18 protein-coding genes are annotated in these 17,413 nt (G+C 49.6%); 15 read left to right on the top strand and 3 right to left on the bottom strand.

The annotated features are described in order from the left end of the window. Nucleotides 1-28: 28 nt before the first annotated feature. The 8 genes from DW091_RS14900 (at nucleotide 29) to DW091_RS14865 (ending at nucleotide 7,555) form a co-directional block, all read left to right on the top strand. Nucleotides 29-2,044, top strand: a complete 2,016-nt coding sequence (locus DW091_RS14900) for a sigma 54-interacting transcriptional regulator (RefSeq protein ID WP_118518550.1) — start codon at nucleotides 29-31, stop codon at nucleotides 2,042-2,044. A 126-nt stretch (nucleotides 2,045-2,170) separates the two neighbouring features. Then, nucleotides 2,171-2,569, top strand: a complete 399-nt coding sequence (gene dhaM, locus DW091_RS14895; protein ID WP_058696073.1) for a dihydroxyacetone kinase phosphoryl donor subunit DhaM — start codon at nucleotides 2,171-2,173, stop codon at nucleotides 2,567-2,569. Between the two features lie 48 nt (nucleotides 2,570-2,617). After that, entirely contained in the window at nucleotides 2,618-3,634 is a 1,017-nt protein-coding gene (locus DW091_RS14890) for a dihydroxyacetone kinase subunit DhaK (RefSeq protein WP_339622556.1), read from the top strand. 159 nt (nucleotides 3,635-3,793) lie between these two features. Next, entirely contained in the window at nucleotides 3,794-4,441 is a 648-nt protein-coding gene (dhaL, locus tag DW091_RS14885; protein WP_058696072.1) for a dihydroxyacetone kinase subunit DhaL, read from the top strand. Nucleotides 4,442-4,535: 94 nt separating this feature from the next. Then, the gene (locus DW091_RS14880; RefSeq protein WP_118518549.1) at nucleotides 4,536-4,973 is read left to right on the top strand and encodes a hypothetical protein; all 438 of its coding nucleotides are present in this window, start codon (nucleotides 4,536-4,538) and stop codon (nucleotides 4,971-4,973) included. A gap of 148 nt (nucleotides 4,974-5,121) precedes the next feature. Beyond that, on the top strand, nucleotides 5,122-5,937 hold the full coding sequence (locus DW091_RS14875; protein WP_058696070.1) for an amino acid ABC transporter substrate-binding protein: 816 nt from the start codon (nucleotides 5,122-5,124) through the stop codon (nucleotides 5,935-5,937). Between the two features lie 199 nt (nucleotides 5,938-6,136). Continuing rightward, entirely contained in the window at nucleotides 6,137-6,793 is a 657-nt protein-coding gene (locus DW091_RS14870; protein ID WP_118518548.1) for an amino acid ABC transporter permease, read from the top strand. 9 nt (nucleotides 6,794-6,802) lie between these two features. After that, nucleotides 6,803-7,555: an amino acid ABC transporter ATP-binding protein gene (locus DW091_RS14865; RefSeq protein ID WP_074617917.1), complete on the top strand. Its 753-nt coding sequence runs from the start codon at nucleotides 6,803-6,805 to the stop codon at nucleotides 7,553-7,555. 82 nt (nucleotides 7,556-7,637) lie between these two features. Here the strand turns inward: DW091_RS14865 and DW091_RS14860 are convergent, their stop codons facing one another. Continuing rightward, on the bottom strand, nucleotides 7,638-8,288 hold the full coding sequence (locus DW091_RS14860; RefSeq protein WP_118518547.1) for a TetR/AcrR family transcriptional regulator: 651 nt from the start codon (nucleotides 8,286-8,288) through the stop codon (nucleotides 7,638-7,640). Between the two features lie 123 nt (nucleotides 8,289-8,411). Beyond that, a complete protein-coding gene (locus DW091_RS14855; protein ID WP_118518546.1) occupies nucleotides 8,412-9,074 on the bottom strand; it encodes a TetR/AcrR family transcriptional regulator in 663 nt (220 codons plus the stop codon). Between the two features lie 259 nt (nucleotides 9,075-9,333). Between DW091_RS14855 and DW091_RS14850 the strand changes: the two genes are divergently transcribed. From DW091_RS14850 to DW091_RS14825, 7 genes are all read left to right on the top strand, one after another. Beyond that, complete coding sequence (locus DW091_RS14850) at nucleotides 9,334-10,473, top strand: uroporphyrinogen decarboxylase family protein (RefSeq protein ID WP_118518545.1); 1,140 nt, start codon at nucleotides 9,334-9,336, stop codon at nucleotides 10,471-10,473. 10 nt (nucleotides 10,474-10,483) lie between these two features. Further along, the gene (locus DW091_RS20190; protein ID WP_158501407.1) at nucleotides 10,484-10,633 is read left to right on the top strand and encodes a hypothetical protein; all 150 of its coding nucleotides are present in this window, start codon (nucleotides 10,484-10,486) and stop codon (nucleotides 10,631-10,633) included. A gap of 254 nt (nucleotides 10,634-10,887) precedes the next feature. Further along, a complete protein-coding gene (locus tag DW091_RS14840; protein ID WP_058696064.1) occupies nucleotides 10,888-12,042 on the top strand; it encodes a uroporphyrinogen decarboxylase family protein in 1,155 nt (384 codons plus the stop codon). A gap of 21 nt (nucleotides 12,043-12,063) precedes the next feature. Further along, nucleotides 12,064-12,198 carry a hypothetical protein gene (locus tag DW091_RS20725; protein WP_263422116.1) on the top strand — a complete coding sequence of 45 codons (135 nt, stop codon included), beginning with the start codon at nucleotides 12,064-12,066 and terminating at the stop codon, nucleotides 12,196-12,198. Between the two features lie 76 nt (nucleotides 12,199-12,274). Continuing rightward, the gene (locus tag DW091_RS14835; protein WP_118518543.1) at nucleotides 12,275-13,693 is read left to right on the top strand and encodes an MFS transporter; all 1,419 of its coding nucleotides are present in this window, start codon (nucleotides 12,275-12,277) and stop codon (nucleotides 13,691-13,693) included. Between the two features lie 85 nt (nucleotides 13,694-13,778). Next, a complete protein-coding gene (locus DW091_RS14830; RefSeq protein ID WP_118518542.1) occupies nucleotides 13,779-15,170 on the top strand; it encodes a DASS family sodium-coupled anion symporter in 1,392 nt (463 codons plus the stop codon). Nucleotides 15,171-15,500: 330 nt separating this feature from the next. Further along, on the top strand, nucleotides 15,501-16,703 hold the full coding sequence (locus DW091_RS14825; protein WP_058696061.1) for an MFS transporter: 1,203 nt from the start codon (nucleotides 15,501-15,503) through the stop codon (nucleotides 16,701-16,703). A gap of 34 nt (nucleotides 16,704-16,737) precedes the next feature. Here the strand turns inward: DW091_RS14825 and DW091_RS14820 are convergent, their stop codons facing one another. Continuing rightward, nucleotides 16,738-17,385, bottom strand: a complete 648-nt coding sequence (locus DW091_RS14820) for a TetR/AcrR family transcriptional regulator (RefSeq protein ID WP_058696060.1) — start codon at nucleotides 17,383-17,385, stop codon at nucleotides 16,738-16,740. Between the last annotated feature and the right edge of the window lie 28 nt (nucleotides 17,386-17,413).

The following is a 17,413-nucleotide window of genomic DNA, read 5'->3' as shown; positions in this document are numbered from 1 at the left end:
TGCAATTGAAAAAGAAGGAGGGCGCAGCTTGCGAACAAAAAAAAACGTGACCATCGGCTACGAGAAGGGAATTCATACTCGGGTGGCCGCGATGGTGGTTCAGAAGACAACAGAGCTTGAGGAGCGTTTTGGATGCCGCCTGTACATTAAGCGGGTGGACCGTGCCCTGATCGTTCCCTGCAATTCCGTACTGCCGCTGGTGGGGATGAAGTTAAAGAAGGGCGAACAGATCCAGATCTTTGGCGACGGCACGGGGAGTGAGCAGGCTGTAACCGCCCTGGCCGAGTTTATGGACGGCGCCGGTGTGGTGGATCAGGATGAGGTTGACAACATCATCCAGAAAAATACCCTGACCAGTGAAAAGATTTTTGAGAGCATCCACAACGGCCTCATTGTCATGGACGGCGCAGGGCGCATCACCATTTTCAACGCTGCCGCTGAGGCCATGACCGGCATCGACGCCGCTGAGGCCATCGGCCGTCTGGTGGACGACCTGATCCCCGGCTTCGGCGCAGCGGAAGTGATTGCGACTGGCAGGGAAAAGCTGGGGGTAAAGGAGGCCGTGGGCGGCAACTGGGTCATTAGCGACAAAAGCCCAGTGGTGGTGGAAAACTGCAATGTGGGCGCTGTGGCCGTGCTTCAGGACATCACCCAGATCGAGGCGTTATCCTGGGAGCTGAGCAGTGTAAAAGAGCTGGAGGGCAAGCTTATCAGCATTCTGGAGGCTGTGTACGATGGCATCTGCCTGGTGGACAAGGACCATCGGATCACCTATGCCAATGATGCCTTTACGGGTATTTTGAAAAAGAGGGTGTCCGAGCTTACCGAACAGTGCATCAGCATTTTGTTCCCTGGGGAAAAAATCCCCAATGGTTTTTTTAACGGACAGAGCGGTACGGTCATCACCAACGCCGATGGGCGGGAATTCATGCTGGACGTGCGCCCGATCGCAGTGGATGGTGCGGTCAGCGGCAACGCCATCGTGGCCCGTGAACTGACTGAGATCACCAAGCTGGCCGCCAAGGTAGAGGAGCTTTCCGCCAAGACGGTCATGCTCGAAAAGGAACTGGAAAAGCGGGAGGACATCGGCGCCTCCTTTGAGAAAATCATCGGCAAGAGCGGCGTACTTTTAGAGGCGCTGTCTCTGGCCTCCAAGGCATCCAAAACCGACGCCACAGTGCTCATCCGCGGCGAGAGCGGTACCGGCAAGGAACTGGTGGCCAAGGCCATTCATAACGCCAGCACCCGGAAAGACGCAGCCTTTGTGAGTATGAACTGTGCGGCCATCCCGGCTGACCTTCTGGAGGCCGAGCTTTTCGGCTATGAGAAGGGTGCCTTTACGGGAGCGGTGCGCATGAAACCGGGTAAATTTGAGCTGGCCGACGGCGGCACCATTTTCCTGGACGAGATTGGAGATATGGACCGCGCCATGCAGGCCAAGCTGCTGCGGGTGCTACAGGAGCAGGAGGTTGAGCGGGTCGGCGGACTTGCGCCTGTCAAGATCAATGTGCGGGTCATCGCAGCCACCAACGCGCCCCTTGAGAAATTAATGGAAAATAACAGCTTCCGCAAGGATTTATACTACCGTTTGAACGTTATTTCAGTCATTTTACCGCCTTTACGCCAAAGAAAAGGCGATATTCCCTTGCTTGTGGAAGCATTTATTGATAAAATATGTATGCGATACCAATTACCGCCGAGGCGCATCACAAAGCCTGCGCTTCAGTGCCTGGAGGACTATGTCTTTCCTGGGAACGTCCGTGAGCTGGAGAACATCATCGAGCGGGGGGTTACCCTGAGCGCCGGTGAGTGGATCGGCGTGGACGATCTGCCGTCCTACGTCCGAGCGATTGGGGAAAATATCCCCGGATTTTCGGGTGTGCCGGATGAAAACGGGGAAAAAATACCCACCTTTGCGGAAATGGAGCGGGACCTCATCGCTTCTGCCCTGTCTAAATATAAAAGTTTCAGAAAAGCCGGGGAGGCCCTTGGCCTTGACCACAAGACGGTTTCAGCCAAAGCTAAGAAATATGGGTTAACATAAAAACAGACCCGGTCTTAAGTTTTGGCACGCATCTTGCGTTGTATAATCAGCGTGCCCATTTGGCAGCGTTCAACGGGCATGAAAGAAGCTTCACGGCGAAGTGAATCAAATTTTAGGAGGATATTTATGGCAGGTACAGGTGTTGTAATCGTTTCTCACAGCGCAAAGCTGGCAGAAGGTTTGGCAGAAATTGTCGAAGAAATGAATGATGGTAGTGTAAAGGTAATCGCGGCAGGTGGCGCTGACGGCGGAAGAATCGGAACCAGCGCGATTAAGATTCAGGACGCCATCGAGTCCCTGGAGGACTGTAAGAACATTTTGATTTACGCCGATATGGGCAGCTCGATCATCAGTGCGGAAACCGCCATCGATATGCTCGAGGACGACCTGCAGGAAAGAGTCCATATGGTGGACTGCCCCATCGTGGAAGGCGCTTTCGCCGGTGTGGTGCAGGCGACCATCACCGACGACCCGGAAGAAATCATGAATGTGTCCAAATCAGCTAAAGAGCTGTGTAAATGTTAATAACGGGAGTCACCCGTTAAAATAAAGAATTTCAGGAGGAAATTTATCATGACAATGAAACGTTTGATCAACGATCCCTACGACGTAGTGGAAGAAATGGTGGAAGGATATGTCAAAGCGCATGACCGCTATGTAAAAATGTGTGACCTTGAAGAAGCGCAGGGCCGTGTCGTTGTGGCAAAAGATGCTGGAACAAAAGACAAAGTTGGTGTTGTTATTGGTGGTGGCTCCGGTCATGAACCGCTGTTCATCGGTTATGTCGGTGAAAACTTTGCGGATGGCGTTGTAATTGGTAATATCAATACTTCTCCTTCTCCAGACCCATGCTACGCAGCCGCTAAAGCTGTTGACAATGGCAAGGGCGTTATCTATTTATACGGTAACTACGCAGGCGACGTGATGAACTTTGACATGGGCGCAGAAAAAGCCGATGAAGAAGACGATATCCGTGTTGAAACTGTTCTGGTAACAGACGATGTTGTTTCCTCAGAAAATATCCCTGACCGCCGCGGTATTGCAGGCGACTTCTTCGTATTCAAGGCTGCTGGCGCAAAAGCTGCCATGGGCGCAGATCTGGACGCTGTTGTTGCAGCCGCTTCAAAATGTAATGACAATACCCGCAGCATGGGCGTTGCCATGTCTTCCGCTACCTTACCATCTAAAGGCGGCCCGATCTTTGACATGGAAGACGGCGACATGGAAATCGGTATGGGTATCCACGGCGAACCTGGTGTCAGAAGAGGCAAGATCGAACCGGCTGACGCGGTAATCGACGAAATCATGGACCCAATCCTGAAAGACCTGCCATACGAATCTGGCGATGAAGTTTATGTACTGGTAAACAGTTTAGGCGCTACTCCGATTCTTGACTTACACATCTGCTACAGACGTGTTGCGCAGATCCTGGAAGAAAAGGGCATTAAGGTTCACAGAGCTTTAGTTGGTCCTTTTGCCTGTTCCATGGATATGGCCGGGATGTCCGTTACTTTATGTAAACTGGATGACGAACTGAAAGAATTATTAGATTACCCATGTGACACACCTTACTTCACACAGGTAAAATAATTAAGACGTTAACGAAATTAAGAGAGAATAAACTATAACTGTGTCTCGGGCCCTTAGCGGGGTCCGGGATTCTTTACTTCACAAAGTACGTCCTGTCCTATGTCCCTATCGATAGGACAGGGCGCATTTGGTGAAATAAGAACAAAAGGAGACCAAAAAATGAGCGAATATGTTTTAGATAAACAGTATTTTGTAGATGTTGTCAAAGATCTCATCAAGCTGGCAGAAGACCGTAAGGACTATTTTACAGAGCTGGACTCTGCCATCGGCGACGGCGACCACGGTATGAACCTGTCCATCGGCTTCAGAGAAGTGGATAAAAACCTGGACGAATGGCAGAAGGAAAGTGTTAACGGCTTTTATAAAAAAGTTGGTACCGCGTTACTTGACAAGGTTGGTGGTTCCTCCGGACCGTTATACGGCAGCTTTTTTATGAAATTTGGCCTGCCGGTCAAGACAAAGGGCCCGGACGACGGCGTTACCTTTGACGAATTCATCGAAATGATGGAAACCGGCGTCAACATCATTAAAAAGCGTGGCAAATCGACCACCGGTGAAAAAACAATGCTGGATACTTTAGTACCAGCGGTTGAAACTTTAAAATCCGCCTATGAAGGTGGTGCAGCTCCAAAAGAAGCCATGGCGAAAGCAGTAGAAGCCGGCAAAGACGGCCTTGAATCGACCCGCAATATTGTTGCGACCAAAGGCAGAGCCATGCGTCTTGGTGAACGTGCCATCGGCCATCTGGACCCGGGCGCTGCATCCTCCGCAGAAATTCTGGAAGTATTCTACAATCATATGCCGTAAGAGAACAAAAAGGCAGACAGGTGCGTCGCGAAACAGGACGCACCTGTTTTTTTGTAATTGAAAAGGTAAAGAAAAACCAAGGAAGGGACAACATATGAAAAATACGTTTGCGATCCGCTGCCAAAAGTGCGGCTATGAAAAGGACTTTTACCTGGGCGTTGGGCTGCTCCATTCCGGGGCGCCGGATTTCGATTCGGAGTACGCTGTGCTGCCAAGACTGGTCCGGGACCCGGAGGCGCTGGCCCGCATTAAGCGTCTGGTGGCAGAGGAGGGCGGAACCCTCGTCACCGATTACTGCTACGGCGTTTATCGCTGCCCGGCCTGCGGAGCTTTTTATAAACGCTTTGCCTACGCGGTGGAGAAAGCCGATGGACAGAAGATCATGCCAGAATATATTTGTGAATGCGGCGAAACGCTTGAAGCAGTGGAACCCGAGACCCTTGACCTTTCGGACTGCGTTTGCCCGGAATGTGGCGAAAAGCGGCTGCATGAAGCGGATTCAACCTTTTCGCCCCTGGATAGAGAGGATTAATTATGAGGAAAAGGCACTCTAAGGCTAATGGACAATAAATAAGTACAACAAATAAATAATAAAAAAATATGCATTTTATAGTAGCATTTTACTGTAATGAAGTGTATAATACAGGTATATGAATACTGTCATTTTAAAGGAGAGAGAAATGAAAAAGAAAAGTATGATGACCTTACTCATCGTTGCGCTTCTGTCCCTGGCCATGCTGTCAGGCTGCAGCAGCAGCGGTGGAAACGACAACCAGGCAGCAGGAAACAGCGCCAATGACGACAAAACCTTTGTGGTTGGTCTGGACGATTCCTTTCCGCCAATGGGCTTCCGAGACGATCAGAACAACATCGTCGGCTTTGATGTGGATTTAGCTACCGAAGCCGCCAAACGCATGGGTATGGAACCTAAGATGCAGGTCGTCAACTGGGATACCAAAGAGCTTGAGTTGGACAGCGGCAACATCGACGCGATCTGGAACGGCCTGTCCGTCACACCAGAGCGCCAGGAAGCCATGCTCATGACCAAGCCGTACCTGAAAAACGATCAGGTAATCGTGGTTAAGAAGGATTCCGGCATCGCTAAAAAAGCAGACCTTGAAGGCAAGAACGTCGGCCTCCAGAAGGGCTCCACCGCCTATGACGCCTTTGAAGCGGACGATATCCACACCAAGGTTGCGGGAATGAATGAATACCCCGAAAATGTATCCGCCCTTCAGGATTTAGGCATTGGCCGTATCGACGCCGTCATTGTCGACTCTGTGGTCGCGCGCTACTACATCTCAAGTGAAAACGCAGATTATGTGATCCTGGACGAAAGCCTGTCACCAGAAACCTATGCGGTTGGTGTCAAGAAAGGCAATACTGAATTACAGGAAAAAATTCAGAAAGCCATCGACGACATGGTCGCTGACGGTACTGCCGCTGAAATTTCCAAGAAATGGTTCGGCGAAGACATTTTCTATACAGGAAATTAAATGATTTGAGAATTGAGCATTGAAAATGGAGAATTAGAGGAGCGGATGCGCTGTGCGCATCCTACAGATTGTCAAAAGAGTGCCGCAGGCCGAGACTGCACCTTTTAAGATTTTTTGATACTCTGAAACCATACAGTGGTTTGCCCTTTTAATTCTCCATTCTGCATTCTCAATTCTCCACCTAAAAACGGGAGATATTATGGATTCAACCTATTTTATGAATGTGCTCACGCCAATGCTCCAGGGGTGTCTGGTGACATTGGCTGTTTTTGCGGTAACGATCATTTCGTCCCTGCCGCTGGGATTTTTGTTTACCCTGATGTCCAGAAGCAGGATCATGGCGCTGCGGGGCTTTGCAGAAGTCTATATCTACATCCTAAGAGGAACGCCGCTGCTCTTACAGTTGATGTTTGTCTATTTTGGCCTGCCGCTTCTGCCGGGCGTTGGCAAATTTTTGGTGTTTGACCGCTTTGTGGCAGCCTGCATCGCCTTTGGGCTTAATTACGCCGCCTATTTTGCCGAAATTTTCAGAGGCGGGCTCTTAGCCATTGACAAGGGGCAGTACGAAGCGTCTAAGGTTCTGGGGCTGACTAAGTTTGAGACCATGACCCGTGTGGTCATTCCGCAGATGATCAGAGTCTGTCTGCCCTCCATCAGCAATGAGACCATTACCCTGCTCAAGGATACCGCGCTGGTCACCACCATCGGTGTGGCGGAAATCATCCACTATGCCAAAACAGCAGTGAACCGGGACGCCAACCCCTTTGCCTTTGTTGTAGCAGCCGCCATCTATCTGGTCATCAATTTTGTGCTCACCTTTGTCTTTAAAAAACTGGAAAAGAAATACGAATTTTAGGAGACTGTCATGGAAGAAATCATCAACGTATTCAATTTGAACAAGAGCTTTGACACCAATCATGTGCTGAAGGGCGTCTCCTTTCAGGTGAACCGGGGCGATGTTGTGGCGGTGATCGGCTCCTCCGGCTCTGGGAAATCGACACTTTTACGCTGCCTGATCGATCTTGAAAAGGCCGATAGCGGCACCATCACTATGGAGGGCAAGGACCTGATGAAGGACGGCGTCTATGCTTCCCAGAACGAGATTCGGAGCATTATCATGAAGATGGGGATGGTGTTCCAGCATTTTAATCTCTTTCCGCACCTCACAGTCCGCCAGAATCTGGAGCTCGCCCCCAAGGTTGTCAAGAAGGAAAAGGGCGAGGCCATGGATATGCGCTGTGAGAAGCATCTGGCCCAGGTCGGTCTGCTCGAAAAGATCGACGCCATGCCGTCCACTCTTTCCGGCGGCGAAAAACAGCGCGTCGCCATCGCCCGTGCCCTTATGATGAACCCAGACATTCTGCTTTTTGACGAGCCGACCTCCGCTCTGGACCCAGAACTGACCGGCGAGGTTCTGAACGTTATGCAGCAGCTGGCCGAGGCACACATGACCATGATCGTCGTGACCCATGAAATGAGTTTTGCCAGAGAGGTCGCCAACAAGATCCTCTTTATGAACGACGGCATCATCTTAGAGGAGGGCACGCCTGAAGATATCTTCGAGCATCCGAAAAACGACCGGACAAAGGAATTTCTCAGCAGTATCACGCGCAGATAAGATACAAAAAATACAGAAAAGTCCAAAATCACAAAGGTTTTGGACTTTTCTGCATTTTTTGTACCCAGTTCAGGAAAAAACATCATTTTAAAAGCTGAACGTCTGAAAAATCATGGCTTCTGTAAAAAACCAGAGACTGGTAGCTGGTTTTATAGATGGCGGCCTCAGGAATACCGATACAGCGGGCTGTATTGGTCAGGAGGAAAATGCCGAAATCCTCAATGGGCATCTTCAAACGTCCCTCACAATAGGAAAGCAGACACTCGCGGCGGGCACCGAAGTCGGCGGTTACAATGGCGTTAAACTCAATGGGCCGAATGCGCAGACTGTAATCCCTTATAAAATCATGGTAAATCTGGCTGATGTTCCCGTGAAGAGAGCTGAACAACGTATCATTCTTAAAAACCTCGTAATAGAAATTCTGCGTGTGCGGGTCTGATAAGAGGTTGTGGTAGTAGATCATGGTCAGCCGGAAGTGGCTCTCAAAGGAATTCCACGGTTCGTATTGTTTTTGGCGGATGGCTGAGTCAAGATTGGTAAAGTAGTCGTCGAAAAGACGGCTCACAAAGGTGGCTTTGGTCGCAAAATGGTAGGTCATAGAGCCAAGCGTTGTCCCCGAATGGTCAGCGATCTGTTGGATGGTGGTTGCGTCGTAGCCCTGTTCGTAAAACAGCTCCTTGGCGCTCGCGAGAATGCGCTCCTTTGTCATTTCGCCTTTTGTCATTTTTCGCATAGTTGGGCTCCTTCTAAAAAAGTTCTAACAAAAATTTTAACATGGATTTTAGAGGAGGACAAGGCGTAAACACGCCGGAACAGACAGAATTTTGACGTGTCAATGTAAATATTAGCATCGGCATCAGACCAGGAGTTTTATTTTTGAATGATCGTGTTTTTGTTCAAATTTTTCGCCCCTTAAAAGGTAGGTCTGCATCTGGTCCTCGTCAATTTTAAAAAGCCGGCTCCGATAGAGGTAAAGGTGCGTGATGAGTCCCCTGACGGTGTGCCCCGGCCTTGGATTTTCAATGAAATCGAGGACGATCTCACGCCGCATGCCAAGATCGGCCAGACTGAGGGTGTAGAGCTCAGCGTCACTGAGGCTGTAGCCGCAGTCCTTGATGAACTGGCGGTAGACATGGCGGAAATTCTGGCCCAGAAAGGCCTGGATGGATTCCCGCCGGAGGGTATCGGCGTGAAAGCAGGCGGTCGCGTCATCCTTGAAGACAGCGGCGTAGTACAGAAACGCGGTGTAGGCGTTCTTCTCAATACTGTTGATGCCTTCGCTCTGAGTATGGTTTTCCACAAAGGCGTAGGTCTGGAGATGGAGATCGGAATAGACGGCCTTGATCAGATCTTCCTTTGTCTTAAAATAATAGGCGAAGGTGCCAGTGCGGATGCCAGCCTGAGCGCAGATGTCCTTGACCGACGTCTTTGCAAAGCCCTTGCTGTGAAAATCGGCCCGGGCGATCTCAAGAATTTTGTTTTTAGTTTTCAATCCCTTGTCGGATGCTGCTTTTGCCATAAACCTCTCCCTGATGCTGTTTTTAACAGTATAGCATAACTTTGTTCAGAAAAAAATTAAAAAACTCGAAAGACGTGATTTTATCAGGGTTTTAGAAGAAAAGATAATAGTAAAAACAAAAGTTTTTAATAAAAATGTTTGACAAACCCTGAAATAGGTCCTATAATGCAAACTATAAATCGGCTATTTTGAAAAAAGCCGAAAATATTGCATGGATTCTACGGTTATGTAAATTTAGTATTGGGAAAGGGGTAATCAAATGAATCAGAAACAGGAGCGGATCGAGAATATCCGTAAGGTTGTGGCGCTGGAAACACCGGACTATGTGCCCATTGAGCACGTGGTCACGCCAGAGCTGGCTATCGAGTACGCAGGGTATCCCATGTTTGAGGGGCTTTGGGACACCAGTCTCGCCATCGACGCGATGGGTAAGGCTATCCCGGCCTACGACAGTGATTTTATCCGGAGCACCTTTTACCGTTCACCGCGGTATTACAGCGCTCTGGAAGCCAAATCTTTTGTGCAGAGCAAGGACGGCTATGTCCAGCATCCGGAGGTGCACGCCATGGAGGATACCGAGTACGCGGTGCTCATCGCGGACCCGGCTGCCTTTCTGGCCGGCACATGCCTGCCGAGGCTTTATCAGGTCTTTGACAAGCCAGAGCCTTACCGCAGCATGGCGTTGGCCAGAGGTATGATGACCTTTAACCGGACATTTGGGCCTTTTAACGCAGCGGTGGGACAGATCCTCACGGATAACAGCCTGCCGCTCATCACTTCGGCGTCGGCGGAAGCGCCCTTTGACTTTCTGGCCGATCTGCTCAGAAGCTTTACGGGCATTTCAAAGGATATCCGCCGCCATAAGAGCGAGGTAAAGGAAGCTTGCGAAGCCCTGCTGCCGTTGATGATCCAGAAGGCCTGTGTTGCGCCGCCGGCAGCCCACCAGATGGTCTTTATGCCGCTGCACATGCCGCCATACCTCAGCGAAAAGGTCTTTGGCGAGCTGTGGTGGCCGACCTTTAAGCAGATGGTTGAGGCGCTGGTGGAAAAGGGGCACTATCTCTATATTTTCTTTGAGGGCGACTGGACCCGCTATTATGATTATCTGGAAGAACTGCCAGCCGGCCGGATTCTGGGGCGCTTTGAGTACGCAGACCCCAGGGTTATCAAGGACCGCCTTGGAAAGATCATGAGCGTTACCGGCTTTTTCCCTGTGACCACCATTGCCCAGGGAACAAAGGAGGCATGCCTTGACAAGACCAAAGAGCTGATGGATATTCTGGCCCCGGGCGGCGGCTATGCCTTTGGTTTTGACAAGATCACCACATCGGTGCGGGATATTAACATGGAAAACATTACCGCGGTCAACGCCTATGTCCGTGAGCATGGAAAATATTAGGAGGTGCAGAATGGATAACAACGTAAAAACAGGATTGTTCCCCTTTGAGGACGTAAAGGAAACCATGGCTCTCGATGCAGAAAGGGAGGCGCTGGTGCGCGAAATCTGGGAGGGCGATGAAGCGGCGTTCATGAATTTTGTCATCGGCCTGCTGCAATAGCTTAAGAAAACCGGAATAACACTTTTTCTGAAAAAGGCTTCACATAGCCTTATTTTCAGAAAAAGTGTTATTTTTTACTGTTAAAACAGTAAAAAATAAAATATTTAATAAAAAATCCTTGACAAAAAATCTGAAAAGGTTTATCATTTCAGTAAACAAAAAGAAATTTACTGAAAAAACAGTAATCAAAAAGATTATACTAAAAAATACATTGATCCGGAGCAATGTATTGGTTTCTAAGAGAGGGAATTAAAATGAGTGATGTAAAACAACTGCAAGAGGAAAGAACCCAGCTATTCAAAGATGTTTATGATGGCGTGCAGCCAAAGCGCGTGCCCATTGAATTATCCATCACATGGGACGCGGCTATTCCGTACGCGGGCATGGATATGAAAACAGCCCAGTGGAATCCTGAAACCTTCGAGACTTTTTTCGACAAGGTCTGTTCAGAGTTTCCAACAGATAAAGCGCCCATCGCCCCCACGCTGCGTCCGCCGGGATTTTACGAAATCTTAGGCGCAAAGGGCATTATCATGAGCAATACCGGCACCATGCAGCACCCTGAGGTGCACTGCCTGGAAGTGGAGGAATACGACGAATTTATCGCCGACCCTTACAAATGTATGGTTGAAAAGCTGATGCCCCGCCTGTTTGCAGCGCTGGACACAGAGCCCATGCGCGCAGCTCTCAACTTTGCCAAGGGCTACAAGGCAAAATGTGATATTGACGCGGCTATGGGCGGTGTTGCCGCCGCGATGACCAACAAGTACGGCTTTGCCGCGCTGCCGAAGGGCGGCATGACCGAAGCGCCGCTGGACTTCATGGCAGATTTTATCCGCTCCTTCACAGGGATCATCAAGGATATGCGCAGAAACAAGGAGCAGGTCGTGGCAGCGGTTGAGGCCATTCTGCCGCACATGGAAAAAATCGGTATTGTGCCTGCTTCCTCACGCTATGCGAGAACCTTTATTCCGCTGCACATGGCGCCGTTCATGAAGGAAAAGGACTTTGCCAAATTCTGGTGGCCGACCTTTGAGGCACTGATGCAGTACCTGTCCGACCATGGCGCAGGCGTCAAGCTGTTTGTTGAGCAGGACTGGATGAAAAAGATTGATTATCTGGCATCCCTTAAGGACCGTGTCGAAATGCAGTTTGAATTCGGCGATCCAAAGCTGGCCAAGGAAAAGGTGGGCAAGGACCATATTATTTCTGGCTTCTTCCCGATCACCATGCTCCAGACCGCAACCGAAAAAGAATGTGTGGACAAGGCCAAAGAACTCATCGACATTCTGGCGCCAGGCGGCGGCTTCATCTTTAACACCGACAAGAGCCTGTACTCACTGGCAGGGCCCATTGCAGACAACCTGAAGGCCGTGATCGAAACCGTCAGAACTTACGGCGTTTACTAAGAATTTAAAGGAGAGAAAATCATGAACAGCGAATATTACACAACCTGGGAAGAATACGTCAAGGAACGCCCTCAGTTAGAGGAGATTGCGGACGCCGAGGTGGTGCAGTCCTACGAGGAAGCTATTTACCGCTTTGTGTTCCAGTTGTTTTTATAAAATTTACGTACAGATATGTTACGGAGCCGGGTAAGGCCGGCTCCAGCTTCAAAACAGGGGAAAGAGGAGTAAAATTATGAAGCGAATTAACAGTAAGATTAAGAATTTCTTCGGCTTGGGGGACGCCGGATTTTCATTTATGACCACGGTCGAAACGTCATTCTTCCTCATCTTTTTAACAGACGTTGCGCACCTGCCACTGGCCTGGGCGGCCATTATTTCGACATTAACCGGTGTCTGCGACACGGTTTCCGCCATTGTGGCCGGAGCCATCGTGGACAAATGCAACCTGAAGCACGGTAAATACCGTTCCTGGCTGCTCTACGGACCACCCTTTGTCATTGTCTTTTTCGCGCTCCAGTTTACAAAGGTGGGCACAGACCTCACCGCTGCGATTGTCATTTGTTTAGGATTCATCATCAGTCATTTTATCTGGAATATCGCATGGACTGCCAACCGTTCACTGGTCGGCGCTCTGACCGACGAGCCCACCGAACGCGCCCACTTATCCGGCCGTATCTCAGCAGGCTCCAGCATTGGTAAACTGTTCGCATCGAAGCTTGTTCCGCTCATGGCAGTTGCCTTTGCCGGCCTTTTCGCAGGCGGCGGTGAAGTATGGGGCTATACCCTGACCGCTCTTGTCGGCGCGATCTTAATGTTCATCGGCTATTATGTCCACTACTATATTACCGCGGGCTATGACCTGCCAGAGCCAAAGGCTGAAAAAGGGACAGAGCTGGCCGAGGTTGAGAAGGTATCGGTTCTGGATATGCTCAAGGGCGTATTCGCCAATCCGCCGCTGGTCGCCACAGTGTTTTGTGACTTTATCCGTTTGATCGGCTACTATGCACTTATGGCCTTTGTCGCTTACTACTCAAAGGTTATGTTCCCGGAAAGCTCAGCGGCTGTAACTGGCAATGTACTGCTGGCCTTTAACCTTGGTACACTGGTCGGCTCGCTGCTCTCCAAGCACGCGGTCGCCAAATTTGGAACAAAAATGTCCACCATCATCGGTATGGCGGGCTGTGTGGTCTTTACAGCCATTGCTTACTTTTTCGCAGGCAGCCAGATTGCGGTCATCGTGCTCATCTTTGTGAGCCAGGTCTTCTTTGGTGTGGCTTACGGGCTCACCACCAGCCTTTACACCAACTGCGCCACCTACAGCGAGTACAAAACCGGCAAGAACACCAAAGGCTTTATCATGGGTCTGTGCTCCTTCTCCATCAAGATGTCCATCGTGCTCAGAGGCCTGGTCATCACGACGGGTCTTGGCATCATCGGCTACTCTGCCGAAGCGGCCATCACCGACAGTTTGGTAGGCGGCGCGACCGTCATGTGCTTTATCGTTCCGGCCATCTTCATCGCGGTTGCCATCATCCCGCTTCTGTTCTACAAGCTCAGTGACAAGGAAGTCATGGAAATGGACGGCGAGATTGCCCTCCGCAAAAAAGCCGCCATCGAAAAAGCAGAAGCAGACGACGCGGCAACAGAATAATCCTTCATAGAAAAGTACATAGGGGCTCTCTTTTTTCGGGAGCTCTTTTTTTATACCATCAATAAAAATAAGAATGAGGAATAAAATGAAAAAAAGACAACTTTTGGGCTTGATCGTGAGTGTTGTTCTTTTAGCGGCCGTTTTCGTTTTGCCAGCTCCTCAGGGACTTACCAGTGAAGGCTTTACCACCATTGGTATCCTGCTGGCGTTTCTGATGCTTCTGGTGACAGAGGCCCTTCCCATTGGTGTTATCTGTATTTTCTGTATCGCACTACTGCCCACACTGGGCGCGGCAGATAGTCTGAAAACCGCGCTCAGCGGTTATACCACGCCGATTCTATATTTTGTGCTGGTGTCCTTTGGCATCTCGGAGGCCGTGGCTAAGGTGCCGCTGTCCCGCCGGATACTCATCGGGCTCATGCGGGTCTTTGGCAAAAATGTCAAAACCATCCTGCTGGCCATTATGATCTGTGCGGCGGCCATATCGTCGCTGGTTTCCAATGTGCCCACAACTGCCATTTTCATGGGGATCGGTCTGGGCTTTCTGGAAATCTTTGAATCGGAGGCAGAGCGGAAACGCACTGGAAAGGCCATTATGATCGCCATCCCGGTGTCCAGTATGATCGGCGGCATCATGACGCCTGCGGGCACTTCTTTAAATCTGCTGACCATGGATCTGTTAGACCAGCTGGCAGGCATGAACATCACTTTTGTGCAGTGGATGTTCGTGGGGATTCCTATCGCCGTTGTTCTGCTGCCCATCGCCTGGTTCGTCATTATCAAGGCTTACAAGCCCGCGGAGGTGGGGCAGGAGAAAATTCAGAAGTACCTTGAGACCATCGCGGTGCCGGATAAAATCGAGAAAAAGGAGGCGCTGGTCATGATCATCACACTGGGCATGCTGGCTTTCTGGATTGCCAGCTCCTGGCTCCCGTTTCTGGATGTGACCATCATTGCCCTTTTGGGCTTTGTCTGCTACTTTCTGCCAGGCGTCGAGGTGCTGACCTGGAAAGAATTTGTGAAAAGCGTGAGCTGGGAGGCCTTTTTCCTGGTGGGGACAGTGCTCTGCATTGCCAACTGTATTGTGGACAACGGCGTGAGTGCCTGGTTTATCGATACTGTGCTGCCCGCCACCCTGAGCCTGCCTGCCGCAGGCGTGGTGTTTATCGTGAGCGTCATTGTATTTCTGATGCTGTTAGTCATACCGGTGGCCCCGGCGCTCATCGCGGTCCTCGCGCCAGCGATGGTCAGCTTTGCAGACACAACGGGGGTGAACGTCATGATTCTGCTGGTGGCGATGGGAATCTGCGCCAGCAACTGCTACCTGTTCCCACTGGACACGGTGCCGCTCATCACCTATTCCACCAAATATTACACCATGATGGACATGCCGAAATCCACGGCCTTTATCCAGATGGCACTGGCGGGTCTGGTGGCGCTGTGGGTACCGATTGCCGGCAGTCTTATGGGCTGGTAGGGCTGGCTGTTTTAGTCCTTTTTAGAAGCTGAAATCTTTTGATTTTGGCTTCTTTTTTATGTTTTGGACAAAAAAAGATAATATTATAAAAATATAATGAATTATAAAATTTGAGAAAATCAATAAGTCAGAACTCAACCGTAAAATAGCTTTAAATCCCTTTGAAATAGCCAAAAAATTAAGAAAATTTTAAAAATCCAAAGGATAAAAATTATAAAAGTTTTATAAAATACAAAATTATGGTTGACAAACCAGGTGATAGCGAATACAATAATATTGTAAATTTCATGAGGTTTATAAAATTTGATTGTGAAAAATTTGGAGGGGAAAATGGAAAAAGCAGCAAAAGAAAGCTCTGGTTTCCGTTGGTTTATGTTATTTATTTTGTTGGCCAGCTTTACCGTCACCTTTATGACGCGGTTTATCTGGTCGCCGCTCATTCCTACCATGAGTAAGGAATTTGGCCTGTCCGCCACCGAGGCTGGGGCTTATATGTCGGCCTTTTATACCGGATATCTGATTACACAGATTCCGGGCGGCATGCTGGCAGACCGTTTTGGCGTCAAGTTTGTCATGTCCATCTCGCTTTTGATCGGCGGCGTGGCAACCTTCTTCTTGTCCATGATGACAAGCTATGAGATGGGCTTTGCCCTGAGAGTGGCGACAGGTCTGGGCGCTGGCTGTATCATGGCCTGCTGTGGAAAGATGATCAGCAAATACTTCAAGCCAAACGAAAGAAGTATGGCTTTTGGGATTTTACTTGTCGGCCCGACTGCCGGACTGCTTTTAAGCAATTACCTTGGACCTGTTCTGCTGAGCAGCATGGGCTGGCAGGGTGCTTTCAGAGTAATCGGCATTATCGCCATGATTATTGCAGTTTTAGTTTTTGTTCTTGTTAAAAGCGAAAAGGTGGATAAAAGCCAGATTGCGAAGGTCGGCTTTTTCTCAAGCCTGGGCGATGTTCTGAAAAATAAAGGTGTTGTGCTCGTGGGGCTGGCAGGCTTTGGCCTGATGTGGGTTTCCCTTGGCACTGCGACCTGGGCAAACGCTTATATGGGCTCTCTCGGCATTGAAAGCTCTGTGGCCGGACAGGTTATGATGCTTTACAGCGCCGGCGGTATTATCGCTTCAGTAATTTCTGGCTTTATTGTTGATAAATTCCATCTGGACCGCCGTAAGTTTATTATGGGCTGTTATCTGGTTCTGGTGGTGATCACTGTTATTTTTGGCATGCAGACCAGCGTGGGCGCCCTGATGCTGACCGGCTTTTTGTTTGGCTTTTTCTCTTATACGGCCAACCCGCATCTCAATGCCATTGTCATTGACTACTCCGGCGCGGCCTTCTCGGCAACGGCCACAGGCTTTACCAATGTCATGTTCCAGCTGGCGTCTCTCATCGGCCCGCTGGTATTCGGGTTTATGTCTGACAGCACCGGCAGCTTTTCTTCTGTCTGGATCGCCATGGCGGCAGGCCCGCTTCTGGGGATTCTGGTTCTGCTGGCAGCCAAAAACGCTAAGAAGGCTGAGGAATAAAAAAAGCCCGGCGGCTGCGGGCTTCGTCTCTCCTTTACACAAGGAAGCGAATATCGTCGTGATAAATGGTTTTGGCAGTGTTGATGCCTTTGTAAAGCATGGTAGTGATGGTATTCTGGTCGATGCCCAGAAGCCTGGGAAGGATACCGTTAATAAGAAAAATTACATCGTCGGTGGTGTCCGCCAGAGGCTTTTCAAAGAAATTCAGAAAGTATTCCCGCCGGGCGCCAAAGTCGAGGTAGAGGAGATTTTGGAAATCATGGTCAGAGATCACGACATTGAAGTCCTCCACATAGCGGCGGTAAGTCTGGGTAGCGGTCTTATTCATGATCCGGTAGTTTGAGGTTTTCTTGAGGTTTTCATAGTAAAACCGACGGTTGTTTTCGTCGCTGAGGATAATCTCATAATAAATCCAGGACAGAATGGCGTGGCGCAGGATGGAATTGTCCAGGCCGTCCTTCATCGCTTCGGTGATACGGAGGCTGATCTGGGTGAAAAACTCAGAGTAAATGTGCTGAACAATCTTATCCTTGGTTTTAAAATAATAGGTAAAAAGACCGATGGGAACCTCAGCCGTGTCGGCGATTTCCTTGATTTTGGTCTTTTCGTAGCCTTTGTCATAAAATAACTGCTTGGCAGTTTGATAGATCATGTTACGGGTTTGAACCCCTTTTTCGTACATAAAGCGGCTCCTTTTCATAAACTGTCTC

Origin of the sequence: Eubacterium sp. AM05-23 (assembly GCF_003477535.1) — a bacterium.
GTDB lineage: Bacteria > Bacillota > Clostridia > Eubacteriales > Eubacteriaceae > Eubacterium > Eubacterium maltosivorans.
The sequence above is the reverse complement of the archived record's forward strand: the minus strand, read 5'-3'. Positions and strand labels throughout refer to the sequence as shown.